This is a genomic window from Streptococcus milleri, from assembly GCF_900636525.1.
In the GTDB taxonomy this organism is placed as follows: Bacteria; Bacillota; Bacilli; order Lactobacillales; family Streptococcaceae; genus Streptococcus; species Streptococcus hominis.
Genome location: NZ_LR134288.1, coordinates 911,152 through 925,572, shown reverse-complemented (window position 1 = coordinate 925,572; position 14,421 = coordinate 911,152). Strand labels below are relative to the sequence as shown.

At 39.2% G+C, this 14,421-nt stretch carries 13 protein-coding genes and 1 pseudogene; all 14 read left to right on the top strand.

Going from position 1 to position 14,421, the window contains the following annotated elements; genetic code table 11:
- Window positions 1–23: 23 nt before the first annotated feature.
- Window positions 24–875, top strand: coding sequence for a ribosome biogenesis GTPase YlqF (gene ylqF / locus EL087_RS04540; protein WP_003029675.1), 852 nt, complete (start codon window positions 24–26; stop codon window positions 873–875).
- Window positions 862–1,644 (top strand): ribonuclease HII, encoded by a 783-nt coding sequence (locus tag EL087_RS04535; protein WP_003029676.1) that lies wholly within the window; start codon window positions 862–864, stop codon window positions 1,642–1,644. The genes ylqF and EL087_RS04535 overlap by 14 nt, the downstream gene beginning before the upstream one ends.
- Window positions 1,641–2,468, top strand: a pseudogene (locus EL087_RS04530) (PRD domain-containing protein). Before EL087_RS04535 ends, EL087_RS04530 begins: the two are co-directional and overlap by 4 nt.
- On the top strand, window positions 2,458–3,015 hold the full coding sequence (locus tag EL087_RS04525) for a sugar O-acetyltransferase (protein ID WP_126407103.1): 558 nt from the start codon (window positions 2,458–2,460) through the stop codon (window positions 3,013–3,015). The pseudogene EL087_RS04530 and the gene EL087_RS04525 overlap by 11 nt, the downstream one beginning before the upstream one ends.
- A gap of 82 nt (window positions 3,016–3,097) precedes the next feature.
- A complete protein-coding gene (gene dprA, locus EL087_RS04520) occupies window positions 3,098–3,940 on the top strand; it encodes a DNA-processing protein DprA (protein WP_126407101.1) in 843 nt (280 codons plus the stop codon).
- 85 nt (window positions 3,941–4,025) lie between these two features.
- A complete protein-coding gene (gene topA / locus EL087_RS04515; protein WP_106083555.1) occupies window positions 4,026–6,119 on the top strand; it encodes a type I DNA topoisomerase in 2,094 nt (697 codons plus the stop codon).
- Window positions 6,120–6,182: 63 nt separating this feature from the next.
- On the top strand, window positions 6,183–6,680 hold the full coding sequence (locus tag EL087_RS04510) for a phosphoribosylanthranilate isomerase (protein ID WP_126407099.1): 498 nt from the start codon (window positions 6,183–6,185) through the stop codon (window positions 6,678–6,680).
- Between the two features lie 174 nt (window positions 6,681–6,854).
- Window positions 6,855–8,189, top strand: coding sequence for a methylenetetrahydrofolate--tRNA-(uracil(54)-C(5))-methyltransferase (FADH(2)-oxidizing) TrmFO (gene trmFO / locus EL087_RS04505; protein WP_126407097.1), 1,335 nt, complete (start codon window positions 6,855–6,857; stop codon window positions 8,187–8,189).
- Window positions 8,190–8,321: 132 nt separating this feature from the next.
- The gene (locus EL087_RS04500; protein ID WP_126407095.1) at window positions 8,322–9,146 is read left to right on the top strand and encodes an alpha/beta hydrolase; all 825 of its coding nucleotides are present in this window, start codon (window positions 8,322–8,324) and stop codon (window positions 9,144–9,146) included.
- Between the two features lie 34 nt (window positions 9,147–9,180).
- Window positions 9,181–9,921, top strand: coding sequence for an esterase family protein (locus EL087_RS04495; RefSeq protein WP_003029686.1), 741 nt, complete (start codon window positions 9,181–9,183; stop codon window positions 9,919–9,921).
- A 19-nt stretch (window positions 9,922–9,940) separates the two neighbouring features.
- Complete coding sequence (locus EL087_RS04490; RefSeq protein ID WP_126407093.1) at window positions 9,941–11,101, top strand: ATP-grasp domain-containing protein; 1,161 nt, start codon at window positions 9,941–9,943, stop codon at window positions 11,099–11,101.
- 161 nt (window positions 11,102–11,262) lie between these two features.
- Window positions 11,263–12,231, top strand: a complete 969-nt coding sequence (locus tag EL087_RS04485) for a thiamine pyrophosphate-dependent dehydrogenase E1 component subunit alpha (protein ID WP_049534051.1) — start codon at window positions 11,263–11,265, stop codon at window positions 12,229–12,231.
- A 19-nt stretch (window positions 12,232–12,250) separates the two neighbouring features.
- Window positions 12,251–13,243, top strand: a complete 993-nt coding sequence (locus tag EL087_RS04480; protein WP_003029690.1) for an alpha-ketoacid dehydrogenase subunit beta — start codon at window positions 12,251–12,253, stop codon at window positions 13,241–13,243.
- Window positions 13,244–13,350: 107 nt separating this feature from the next.
- Window positions 13,351–14,394, top strand: a complete 1,044-nt coding sequence (locus EL087_RS04475; RefSeq protein WP_126407091.1) for a dihydrolipoamide acetyltransferase — start codon at window positions 13,351–13,353, stop codon at window positions 14,392–14,394.
- Window positions 14,395–14,421: the final 27 nt, after the last annotated feature.

The following is a 14,421-nucleotide window of genomic DNA, read 5'->3' as shown; positions in this document are numbered from 1 at the left end:
ACTAGTGTAAGAAAGAGGTTTTCATGGCTACTATTCAATGGTTTCCGGGACACATGTCCAAGGCTCGGAGACAAGTACAAGAAAATATCAAATTTGTGGATTTTGTGACAATTTTAGTAGACGCGCGTTTACCATTGTCCAGTCAAAATCCCATGCTGACTAAAATCGTGGGAGAGAAGCCTAAGCTCCTCATTTTGAATAAAGCAGATTTGGCTGACCCGACTTTGACGAAGGAGTGGAGAAATTATTTTGAAAAGCAAGGCGTCAAGGCTTTGCCAATCAATTCTAAGGAGCAATCAACTGTAAAAAAAGTCACGGAAGCAGCTCAGTCTTTGATGAAAGAGAAAATCGCTCGGCAAAAAGAGCGCGGAATCCAAATTGAAACATTGCGAACCATGATTATCGGGATTCCTAATGCCGGAAAATCCACACTGATGAATCGTTTAGCCGGAAAAAAAATTGCTGTGACTGGAAATAAACCAGGTGTTACCAAAGGGCAGCAGTGGCTCAAGTCGAATAAGGACTTGGAAATTTTAGATACTCCAGGGATTCTCTGGCCTAAGTTTGAAGATGAAAAAGTTGCTTTGAAACTCGCTTTAACAGGAGCGATTAAAGACGATTTGCTTCCAATGGATGAGGTTACTATTTTTGGAATCAATTATTTCAAAGAACATTATCCAAAGGAGCTTCAAGAACGGTTCAAGCAAATGAACTTGGAAGAAGAAGCACCTGAAATCATTATGGATATGACACAAAAATTAGGATTTCGAGATGACTATGACCGCTTTTATCGTCTTTTCATAAAAGATATTCGCGATGGCAAGTTAGGACGTTATACTTTGGATACTTTAGGTGAGATACATGGCGACAATTAAAGAGATTCAAGAAATCTTATCTGAAATAACAGACATAGAGAGTCCTGCTTTTGAGCAATTTCGAGATGATAGTCGGGCTGGTGTCCACAAGCTCATTATGAAGCGTAAAAAACAAATCCAAGCTGAATTGGACGAAGACTGTCGTTTGGAGCAAATGCTACGATATGAAAAGGAGCTTTATGCTACTGGTTGCCAATATATCGCTGGGATTGATGAGGTTGGTCGTGGTCCCTTAGCAGGTCCTGTTGTGGCAGCAGCAGTTATTTTACCTAAAAACTGTAAAATCAAAGGTCTCAACGATAGCAAGAAAATTCCCAAGAAAAAGCACGAAGAAATCTATCAAGAAGTGCTAAAACAAGCCGTTGCAGTTGGTATTGGTGTCAAGGATAATCAAGTGATTGATAAGGTGAATATCTATGAAGCGACGAAATTAGCCATGTTAGAGGCTGTGGGAAATCTTGAAATCTCTCCGCAACATCTCTTGATTGATGCCATGCAGTTAGATGTTCAAGTTTCGCAAACGTCTATCATCAAAGGAGATGCTAATTCACTGTCTATTGCGGCCGCTTCGATCGTAGCCAAGGTGACGAGAGATCGCATGATGACTGATTATGAGCTAACTTATCCAGGTTATGACTTTACACACAATGTTGGTTATGGAACCCAGCATCATTTAGATGGATTGAAACGAAAAGGAATCACTCCTATTCATCGCAAAACTTTTGAACCAATTAAATCCATGCTTGAAGAAGTCGAGGACAAGGGGTGATTATTTCTAAAGTTTTAAATAATAATGTGGTCATTTCTGAAGAAAATCACCAAGAAGTAGTGTTGATGGGATGCGGACTGGCTTTTGGATGTAAAGCAGGAGAGGATGTTCGGGATAATCTGATTGAGAAAAAGTATGTCTTGTCAGAAAACAAGCGTGAATTATTGTTGGAATTACCTGCTGACATCATAGAAATGGCTGATAAAATTATCACTTACGCACATTCAAAAATAAATAAAAAATTGCAAGATGGTGCCTTTTTAGCGATGGCTGACCACCTGTATGGTGTGGTTTTACGTGTCCAAGATCATTTCTTTATGAAAAATTTCCTCATGTGGGATATTAAGCGATTTTTCCCTGACGAATTTGAAGTTGGCAAGTATGCCAGTCAATTGTTGGGTGACTATTTAGGGCAAGATTTACCTTTGGATGAAGCAGGCTTTATGGCTTTGACCATTGTCAATGCTGAATTAGATAATGGCAATGTAGCCGCTCAAGATTTGACACAGCTAATGGAAGAAATCATGACAATCGTCAAATACAGCTTAGAGATTTCATTAGATGACGAGGATATTTATGTTCAGCGCTTTATTACGCATCTGAAATTTTTTTGCGAACGTGTTTTAACGGACACCGGACATCAGGAGTTAGACGACAACGATATGTTTGATTTACTGAAAATTAAGTATCCGTCAGCTTATGAAACGACAACAAAGATTACCTAATATCTTAAGCAAACGCGCAATTATCAGACGTCTGATGACGAACAAATGTATCTAACCATTCACTTATCAAGAATGAAAAGGAAAGTCAATGAAAACTGAATATGAAAAAATGATTGCGGGAGAATTATACAATCCGCAAGATTCCGAATTACGAAAATTGGTAACACGTTCTCGTCAATTTCAATACGCATTTAATGCAGAACAGGACGGTAAAAAAAGAAGTAAACTCGTAAAAGAATGGTTCGGTTCAACTGGTGAGAACATTTCGATGAAACCAAACTTTGTCTGCGATTATGGTATCAACATTCACTTAGGAGAAAATTTCTATTCTAATTGGAATTTGACTATGCTTGATGTTTGTCCAATTACTATTGGAAAAAATGCATTGTTTGGACCAAATTGTCAACTTCTGACCCCTCTCCACCCTTTAGATGCACAAGAACGCATATCAGGTATAGAATACGGTGCACCAATTACCATTGGCGATAATTTCTGGGCAGGTGGTGGTGTAACGATTTTACCAGGAGTAACATTAGGTAACAATGTTGTCGTTGGTGCGGGATCAGTTGTTACTAAATCTTATGATGATAATGTTGTTTTAGCAGGAAACCCAGCTCGGATTATTAAAGAATTAGATAAAATGTAAAAAACGAGAATTTCTCGTTTTTTCATTTCTTTTACGAATAGTATCTTTGAAAGATATTAATGAAAGTAAAAGGAATGATAAAATGGATAATTTTGATATTTATAAATTAAAAGAAGCCGGCTTGACCAACCAACAGGTCATCAATGTTCTTTCGTATGCTGAGATACAAGAAAAAGAATTATCAGTAAAAGATATGGCAGTTGTGTCGGAATGCCGTAATCCAGCTCTTTTCATTGAAAAATATCTGCAGCTAGATGATGATTTATTATGTCAAGAATTTGAAAAATTTCCGTCTTTTTCTATCTTGGATGATGTGTATCCTTGGGATTTGAGTGAAATTTACAATCCACCCGTTCTCCTTTTCTACAAAGGAAACTTGGATTTGTTAAAATTACCGAAAGTAGCTGTTGTGGGAAGTCGCAATAGTAGCCGAACAGGCAGTCAATCTGTTCAAAAAATTGTTAAAGAGCTAAACAATGAGCTAGTTATCGTAAGCGGCTTAGCGCGCGGAATTGATACATCAGCTCACATGGCAGCGTTGCAAAATGGTGGTCGAACGATTGCCGTTATTGGAACCGGTTTAGATGTTTTTTATCCAAGAGCAAATAAAAAACTTCAATCTTATTTGGGAGAACATCACCTTGTGCTTAGTGAATACGGTCCCGAATCAGAGCCATTGAAATTTCATTTTCCAGAGCGGAATCGCATTATTGCAGGTTTGTGTAGAGGCGTTATTGTAGCTGAAGCCAAAATGCGCTCAGGAAGTCTAATTACTTGTGAGCGCGCAATGGAAGAAGGGCGAGATGTGTTTGCTATTCCAGGGTCAATTTTAGACGGCAGAAGTGATGGCTGTCATCATTTGATTCAAGAGGGTGCAAAGTGCGTCACATCAGGCGCTGACGTACTTTCTGAATTCCAATTTTAAAACAAGTTCTCCTATAAGAGAATGTTACTAGTTGACATCTTAAAAAAAATAGTTTAAACTCTATGAGGTTTATTACTTTTAGAAGGTGTTTACATTGGTAACAAAAACAAAGAAAAAAACAGCAATGAAAAAAAATCTGGTGATTGTAGAGTCGCCAGCTAAAGCAAAAACAATTGAAAAATATTTAGGGCGGAACTACAAGGTTTTAGCCAGTGTCGGACATATTCGCGACTTGAAAAAGTCTACCATGTCCATCGATTTTGAAAACAACTATGAGCCAGAATATATCAATATTCGCGGGAAAGGGCCTCTTATCAATGATTTGAAAAAAGAAGCTAAAAAAGCGAAACAAGTCTATCTTGCAAGTGACCCGGACCGTGAAGGAGAAGCCATTTCTTGGCATTTGGCACATATTCTAAATTTGGACGAGACAGATAAAAACCGTGTTGTTTTCAACGAAATCACGAAAGATGCAGTTAAAAATGCTTTTAAAGAACCGCGCCAGATTGACATGGATTTGGTAGATGCTCAACAAGCGCGTCGTGTCCTTGACCGTATTGTGGGGTACTCTATCTCTCCAATTCTCTGGAAAAAAGTCAAAAAGGGATTGTCAGCTGGACGTGTGCAATCTGTTGCCTTGAAGCTCATCATTGACCGTGAAAATGAAATCAATGCTTTTAAACCAGAAGAGTATTGGACGATTGACGGAACTTTCAAAAAAGGACCTCGTCAATTTCAAGCAAGCTTTTACGGCATGAATGGCAAGAAAATGAAGCTTGCTACCAACGATGATGTAAAAAACGTTCTTTCTCATATCGAAGGTGATGAATTTACTGTCGAAAGCGTTGAGAAAAAGGAACGCAAGCGCAATGCTCCGCTACCTTATACCACATCATCTATGCAGCAGGACGCTGCCAATAAAATTAATTTCCGAACTCGTAAGACGATGATGGTCGCTCAGCAACTTTATGAAGGAATTAATATCGGATCTGGTGTGCAAGGTTTGATTACCTATATGCGTACAGACTCCACTCGTATTAGTCCAGTAGCTCAAAACGAAGCTGCAACCTTCATTACAGATCGTTTTGGTGAGAAATATTCTAAACACGGCAGTAGAGTCCGAAATGCTTCTGGCGCACAAGACGCCCATGAAGCGATTCGTCCGTCAAGTGTGTTCAACACACCTGAAAATATCGCGAAATATCTAGATAAAGATCAATTAAAGCTATACACGCTGATTTGGAATCGTTTTGTAGCTAGTCAAATGACTGCAGCAGTATTTGACACTATGAGTGTGAAATTGGAGCAAAACGGTGTTCAATTTGCTGCAAATGGTAGTCAAGTTAAATTTGACGGTTATCTAGCTATTTACAACGATTCTGATAAAAATAAAATGTTGCCTGATATGGAAAAGGGTGATACAGTGAAACGGGTCAACACCAATCCTGAACAGCATTTCACACAACCACCTGCTCGTTATTCTGAAGCGACCTTGATTAAGACATTGGAAGAAAATGGTGTCGGACGTCCATCAACTTATGCACCAACAATCGAAACTATTCAAAAACGCTACTATGTCAAATTAGTTTCTAAGCGCTTTGAGCCAACTGAACTGGGAGAAATCGTGAACTCTCTGATTGTTGAATTTTTCCCAGATATTGTCAATGTGAAATTTACCGCTGATATGGAAGCTAAGCTAGATGATGTCGAAGTAGGAAAAGAGCAATGGCAAAAGGTCATTGATGAATTTTATAAGCCGTTTGAAAAAGAAGTTGCAAAAGCAGAAACTGAAATGGAAAAAATTCAAATCAAAGATGAACCTGCTGGATTTGACTGTGAAGTCTGTGGAAGTCCTATGGTTATCAAATTGGGCCGCTATGGTAAATTCTATGCATGTAGCAATTTTCCTGACTGTCGTCATACTCAAGCGATTGTCAAAGAAATCGGTGTAGAGTGTCCTAAGTGTCACAAAGGGCAAATCATTGAACGCAAAACCAAACGCAATCGCCTTTTCTATGGCTGTAATCGCTACCCAGATTGTGACTTTACTTCTTGGGATAAACCAGTCGGTCGCTCTTGTCCGAAATGTGGTCAGTATCTTGTAGAAAAGAAGGTTCGCGGTGGTGGCAAACAAGTTGTCTGCAGTAATGGCGACTATGAAGAAGAAAAAGTAAAATAAATTAAAGGTGTTTGCATAATTTATTTTATGTAAACTTTCTTTACATATAGCAAAGGAAACTGTATGAAAGAGAAATTTGATGAATTTTTAAAAATTACAAGAGAGTTGAACAAAATCGAAATCACTCCTCTTCTTATGGGCTCATTAGGACTTGAACAGGTAACTGGTCGAGATTGGCAAGCGCGAGATATTGATATTCATGTGCCGGGAGACCTAAGAGGTTGGGGGGCTCCTGATGAGGAGCGAATTTATGATTTTGAAAAGATTGAAATGATTATGAACCGATTGGGTTATCACTTAGTAGATCTGCACGAGCATGAATTTCAAAAGGATGATTTATCAGTCGAATTCGGTGGGATGAATACTTTGGAAGACTTTGCTGGGATTCCTTTAGATGAATTAGAGAAACATCAAACGGCAGGAGCAATTTATTTTTTGCCAAATGCAGAGCAGTATCTCAAGATTTATCAGGCTTCTTCGCAAGATTCTTATCGAAATGAACAAAATAATGATAAAGATTTTGCTAAAATTGCCTATTTAGAAAACCTTTTAAATCAATAGATAGAAGAAGTGTTCTTTGATTAAGAACTGTCAGTTGATAAAACTGTTTTTATCTAGTGACTAGCATAATCATTGTAGAAAGTCTCGCTCGTCAGTAGGGGCTTTTTCTGTTATAATGGTAAAGAATAATTAGAAAGATTTGTGGGAGTTTACTCCCGAAGAGGTATTGGTCTATTGTCTCAATCTTATATTAATGTTATTGGAGCTGGTCTTGCAGGTAGCGAGGCAGCTTATCAAATTGCTAAACGCGGTATTCCTGTTAAGCTGTATGAAATGCGAGGAGTGAAATCTACTCCGCAACATAAGACTAGTGATTTTGCAGAGCTAGTCTGCTCGAATTCTCTACGGGGGGATTCGCTAACGAATGCGGTTGGTTTGTTAAAAGAAGAAATGCGCCGTTTGGATTCAATCATTATGCGAGCAGCAGAAGCTACGCGTGTACCGGCCGGAGGAGCGTTAGCAGTTGACCGTGACGGTTTTTCACAAATGGTGACTGATGAGGTGACAAACCACCCTTTAATCGAAGTTATTCGTGAGGAAATCACCAAAATTCCTGATGATACGATTACTGTTATTGCGACGGGGCCTTTGACAAGTGATACACTCGCTGAAAAGATTCACGAGCTAAATGGTGGAGCTGGATTTTACTTTTATGATGCAGCAGCACCGATTGTAGATGTCAATACAATTGACATGGAGAAAGTTTACCTCAAATCTCGCTATGACAAGGGAGAAGCTGCTTATCTCAATGCTCCTATGACTAAGAGTGAGTTTATGGCTTTTCATGACGCTTTGGTAAATGCCGAGGAAGCACCGTTAAATAGCTTTGAAAAAGAAAAATACTTTGAAGGCTGTATGCCGATTGAGGTGATGGCAAAAAGAGGAATAAAAACCATGCTCTACGGTCCTATGAAGCCAGTTGGTTTGGAATACCCAGATGACTATAAAGGACCTCGTGACGGTGAATTTAAGACACCCTATGCAGTCGTTCAGCTTCGTCAAGACAATGCAGCTGGAAGCCTTTATAATATTGTTGGTTTCCAAACACACCTAAAATGGGGTGAACAGAAGCGCGTTTTTCGGATGATTCCGGGATTGGAAAATGCAGAATTTGTCCGCTATGGAGTTATGCACCGCAATTCTTACATGGATTCACCAAATCTCCTGACACAGACGTTCCAGTCTAAAAAACAAGAGAATATCTTTTTTGCAGGTCAGATGACCGGTGTAGAAGGGTATGTAGAATCTGCCGCGTCCGGGCTGGTAGCCGGTATCAATGCAGCCAGACTTTTTAATGGAGAAGAAGCCCTGGTCTTTCCAGAAACAACTGCTATTGGAAGCTTACCTCATTATATCACGCATGCTGATAGCAAGCATTTCCAGCCAATGAACGTCAATTTTGGAATTATCAAGGAATTGGACGGTCCACGCATTCGAGACAAAAAAGAACGATATGAAAAAATAGCAAAACGAGCGCTGCAAGCTATCAAAAATTATCAAAATCTCTAGTTTTCTTTTGGAAAAGTTAGAAATAATGATGATTTGTTACAAAAGTATTAAAAAAGTTAGGAATTCCCTAACTTTTTTGAATATTTTATGATATAATAGATAAAAATTTTGAAAATAGAAAGTTTTCTGATAATGAATCAATCCTATTTTTACCTTGAAGTAAGAGAACATGCATTAGAAGTGCCTTATAGCAAACAAAAGCGCCGTGTTCGAGTGCTACTCCCTAGAAATTATGAGCAAGATACTCAGAAATCCTATCCTGTAGTTTATTTTCATGACGGTCAAAATGTCCTTTATAGCAAAGAGTCTTTTAGTGGTCATTCTTGGAAAATCATTCCAACGATTAAGAGAAATCCCGACATTGAAAAAATGATTGTGGTGGCGATTGACAATGACGGTTTTAATCGAATGAATGAGTATTCTGCATGGAAATATCAAGAATCAACTATTCCAGGTATGCAATTTGGCGGCAAGGGGACAGAGTATGCGGAGTTTGTCATGGAAGTTGTTAAACCCTTTGTTGACGAGCATTATCGTACCAAATCAGACCGAGCGCACACGACTATGGTTGGTTCTTCTTTAGGCGGAAACATTACGCAGTTTATGGGAATTGAATATCAAGAGCAAATTGGTTGTTTGGGTGTTTTCTCATCTGCAAACTGGCTGCACCAGGAAGCATTCAATCGTTATATAGAACGCCATAACTTATTAGCAGAGCAGCGGATTTATATTTATGTTGGAACAGAAGAAGCAGATGACACCGATAAAACCTTAATGGCTGGCAATATCAAGCAAGCTTATATTGATTCGTCATTAACCTACTTCCGTCAGTTAATTGCGGGCGGTTTAGATTTGGAAAATCTGTTGTTTCATATCCAAGCTGGAGCAGAGCACAATGAAGTAGTCTGGGCTGAGCATTTACCTGATTGTCTTCGCTTCTTTAGCGAAAAATGGTAAATAAATTAATTAAGAATATGAGGAGAGAATTTATATGCATGTTGAGTTTTTAAGTCATTGGAGCGGTCATTTAAACCGTGAAATGTATGTGAATCGTTATGGGCACGCTGGAATGCCTGTAGTCGTTTTTGCTTCGTCTGGTGGCAGTCACAATGAATATGCAGATTTTGGTATGATTGAGGCTTGTTCATGGTTTATCGAAACAGGAAAAATTCAATTTTTCACTTTGAGTAGTGTAGATAGTGAAAGCTGGTTGGCTGATTGGAAAGCTCCTCACGACCGCGCAGAAATGCACCGAGCTTATGAGCACTATGTCATTGAGGAAGCTATTCCTTTTATCAAGCATAAAACAGGTTGGTTTGATCCGATGATGACAACAGGTTGCTCTATGGGAGCCTATCACGCTGTTAATTTCTTTCTCCAGCACCCCGATGTCTTCAATAAAGTCATTGCACTGAGCGGGGTTTACGATGCTCGCTTCTTTGTTGGTGATTGTTTGGATGATGAAGCAATTTATCAAAATTCACCAGCAGATTATATTTGGAATCAAAACGATGGCTGGTTTATTGACCACTATCGCAATGCTGATATCATTGTCTGTACAGGACTTGGTGCATGGGAGCAGGATGGACTACCTTCTTTCTACACCTTAAAAGAAGCCTTCGAGCATAAGAACATTCCTGCATGGTTTGCTGAATGGGGATATGATGTTTCGCATGACTGGATTTGGTGGCGCAAGCAAATGCCGTATTTTCTAAGTCAATTAAATCTATGATTAGAAAGGAAACAATATTATGAATTATATCGTTATTTCACCTTATTATCCACAAAATTTTCAACAATTTACCGTTGAACTTGCTAACAAAGGAATTACTGTTTTAGGGATTGGGCAAGAGCCTTATGATCAATTAGATCAACCTTTGAAAAATGCTTTAACAGAATATTTTCGTGTGGAAAATCTAGAAAATCTCGATGAAGTTAAACGTGCTGTAGCTTTCCTTTTTTACAAGCACGGACCAATTGACCGCATTGAGTCACACAATGAATATTGGTTGGATCAAGACGCAAAATTGCGTGAACAATTTAATGTTGTAGGACCAAAACCAAAAGACTTGAAAAAGACAAAATTTAAGTCCGAAATGAAGAAGCTCTTTAAAAAAGCTGGTGTTCCTGTCGTTCCTGGTCAAATTGTAAAAACCTTGCAGGCAGTTGACATGGCTGTCAGTAAAATTGGACTTCCGATGATTGCGAAGCCAGACAATGGAGTTGGAGCAGCCGGAACTTATAAATTGGAAACCACTGAAGATGTTGAACAATTTAAACAAGAGTGGGATAAGCAAACCGTTTATTTCTTTGAAAAATTCGTTGATTCTGGACAAATTTGTACGTTTGACGGATTACTCGATTCAAAAGGACATATTGTGTTTTCAACGACTTTTGACTATGCTTATACTCCTTTAGACTTAGTTTTGAATCATTATGAAAACTCATATTATATTATAAAAGATATGGATCCAAAATTACGTCAATATGGGGAAGCTATTATTAAAGCGTTTGGCATGAAAGAACGTTTCTTCCATATTGAATTTTTCCGTGACGGAGATGATTATATTGCCATAGAATACAATAATCGTCCAGCAGGTGCTTTTACGATTGATTTGTATAACTTTGCTCACTCCATTGACCTTTATCGTGGATATGCAGATATTGTGAATGGGGACCCCTTCCCACAACCTCAAGTCGAAGCACAATATGGCTTGGTTACTTCACGCCGTTCAACATCAAATTATGTGTATTCAGAAGAAGAATTGCGTGCAAAGTACGGCGATAAATTAAAAGCAGTCAAAATCATGCCAAAGGCATTTGCAGACTTACAAGGAGATGTTCATTATATTTTGACAACATCAAGTCGTTCGGAAATCGATCAAATGATAGAGGATTTTGGGAAAAAGTAGAAATACCCATTTGTGAAATTTTTATTTAGTCAATTCAAATCAGCTTGCCAGCAAGGTTAGCTGATTTTTCTTTGTGAAATTGTTCAAGCATAAATTTTGACAGTATTTTTTAGTTTGGATAGAATGAAATTATAGAATTACACTCATAGAAAGGCTTGACTATGTCAACTTTAGATAAAAATCTTTTACTAGAGATGTTTCGTAAGATGGAAGAGATCCGTCGGATGGACTTAAAAATTGCTCAACTCGTAAAAAAGGGGAAAGTGCCAGGCATGACTCACTTTTCTGTTGGAGAAGAAGCAGCTAGCGTTGGAGCTATGCTGGCCCTCAATCCTGATGATTTGATTACTTCTAACCACCGTGGTCATGGTCAGGCGATTGCCAAAGGAATTGACCTGAACGGCATGATGGCAGAAATCATGGGCAAATACAACGGCACCTGCAAAGGAAAAGGTGGCTCCATGCACATTGCTGATTTGGATGCTGGAAACTTAGGAGCAAATGGTATCGTTGGCGGAGGCATGGGGATTGCGGTAGGTGCCGCCCTTACTCAGCAAATGCATCATACGGGAAAGATTGTTGTCTGTTTCTTTGGTGACGGAGCAACGAACGAAGGTGTTTTTCATGAAGCGGTTAATATGGCTTCTATTTGGAAGTTACCAGTGATTTTTTATTGTATCAATAATGGCTATGGTATTTCTGCGGATATTAAGAAAATGACCAATATAGAGCACATTCACGAGCGGAGTGCCGCTTATGGTATTCCTGGCATGTTTATCCCAGACGGGAATAACGTCATTGAGGTCTATGAGGGCTTTCAAAAAGCTATTAAATATGTTCGAAGTGGTAAAGGACCTGTTTTAATTGAAAGTGTTACTTATCGCTGGTTGGGGCATTCTTCATCTGACCCTGGTAAATATCGGACGCGCGAAGAGGTAGAAGAATGGAAGAAAAAAGACCCAATTGAAAATCTTCGTAAATATTTACTCGCAAATCAGATTGCAAGCGATGAAGAGTTAGAAGCTATCCAAGCAGAGGTTAAAGAAGCAGTGGAAGCATCTGTAAAATTTGCAGAGGAAAGTCCATTTCCACCGCTTGAATCAGCTTTTGAAGATATTTACGCGGACTAAGAGAGGAGATTGAACAATAATGGAAACAAAAACAATGTCCTTCCGTGACACCATTATCCTTGCCATGTCTGAGGAAATGCGTCTTGATGAAAATGTGTTGTTAATGGGAGAAGATGTCGGTATTTTCGGAGGAGATTTCGGAACATCCGTCGGAATGTTAGAAGAATTCGGTCCAGAACGAGTACGTGATTGTCCAATTTCTGAAGCAGCTATTTCAGGAGCTGCAGCAGGAGCGGCCATGACTGGGCTACGCCCAATTGTAGATATGACTTTTATGGATTTTTCTGTCATTGCCATGGATGCAATTGTCAACCAAGCCGCTAAGACTCGTTATATGTTTGGTGGCAAAGGTCAAGTTCCGATGACAATTCGCTGCGCAGCTGGAAATGGTGTCGGATCAGCTGCTCAACACTCACAATCTTTGGAATCTTGGTTCACACACATTCCGGGTTTAAAGGTTGTTGCACCTGGAACTCCTGCAGATATGAAAGGCTTGTTGAAATCCTCAATCCGCGACAACAATCCTGTTATTATTCTTGAGTACAAGTCAGAATTCAACCAAAAAGGCGAAGTTCCGCTTGATCCTGATTATACAATCCCTCTCGGTGTTGGTGACATCAAAAAAGAGGGGACGGATGTGACAGTTGTGACCTATGGAAAAATGCTCCGCAGGGTTATGCAAGCAGCTGAAGAATTGACAGAAGAAGGCATTTCGGTAGAAGTGGTGGATCCACGTACTTTGGTGCCTCTGGACAAGGATATCATTATCAACTCAGTCAAGAAAACAGGAAAAGTCGTTCTGGTTAATGATGCCCACAAAACTAGTGGTTATATCGGTGAAATTTCTGCTATCATTTCCGAATCAGAAGCATTTGACTATTTGGATGCACCAATTCGCCGCTGTGCTGGTGAAGATGTACCCATGCCTTACGCCCAGAATCTTGAAAACGCCATGATTCCGACAGTTGAAAGTATCAAAGATGCTATTCGTAAGACTTACAATAAAGAATAAAACTGAAATTGATATTGATTACAATATTTCACATAACTAAAATTATGCAAAAACAAAAATAGCTCAAGATTAAAGAACAATCAATAAAAAAAGAAATAGGAGAAGCTATGACTGATGATAAGTTAAGAGCGACCCCTGCTGCTAGAAAATTAGCAAATGACTTGGGTATCAATCTCTATGACGTATCTGGTACTGGCGCAAAGGGGCGAGTTCATAAAGAAGATATCGAAAGTTATCGAGAATTCAATATTGTGAAAATTACGCCCCTTGCAAAACGTATTGCAGAAGAAAATAATATCGCTTGGCAGGAAATCCAAGGGACAGGTGTTCGCGGCAAGATTATGAAGAAGGACGTTCTGACTTTGCTTCCTGAAAATGTTGACTCAGACAGCATCAAGTCACCTGCTCAGATTGAGAAAGTGGAAGAAATACCTGACAACATCACTCCTTATGGAGAAATTGAACGCCTTCCAATGACGCCAATGCGGAAGGTCATTGCAAAACGAATGGTGGATTCTTATCTGACAGCGCCAACTTTTACTCTCAACTATGATGTAGATATGACAGAATTGTTGGCACTACGCAAAAAGGTTTTAGAGCCAATCATGGAAGCGACAGGAAAGAAAATCACGGTCACGGATTTACTTTCTATGGCTGTTGTCAAAACTTTGATGAAGCACCCTTATCTCAATTCGTCTCTGACAGAAGACGGGCAGACTGTTATCATGCACAATTATGTCAATCTGGCTATGGCTGTTGGTATGGACAACGGGCTTATGACACCGGTGGTTTACAATGCCGAAAAAATGAGTCTGTCTGAGTTAGTCGTTGCCTTTAAGGATGTGATTGGTCGGACTTTAAATGGAAAATTAGCCCCAAGTGAGCTGCAAAACTCAACTTTTACGATTAGCAATCTAGGAATGTTTGGCGTTCAATCCTTCGGACCAATTATCAATCAGCCCAATTCTGCGATTTTGGGAGTTAGCTCAACCGTTGAAAAACCAGTCGTAGTAAACGGAGAAATTGTGATTCGACCAATCATGAGTCTTGGATTAACCATTGACCACCGAGTCGTGGACGGTATGGCAGGTGCTAAATTCATGAAAGACCTAAAAGAACTGATTGAAGACCCAATTTCAATGTTGGTATAAGAGAAAGTTTAAATGAGAGGAAAATAA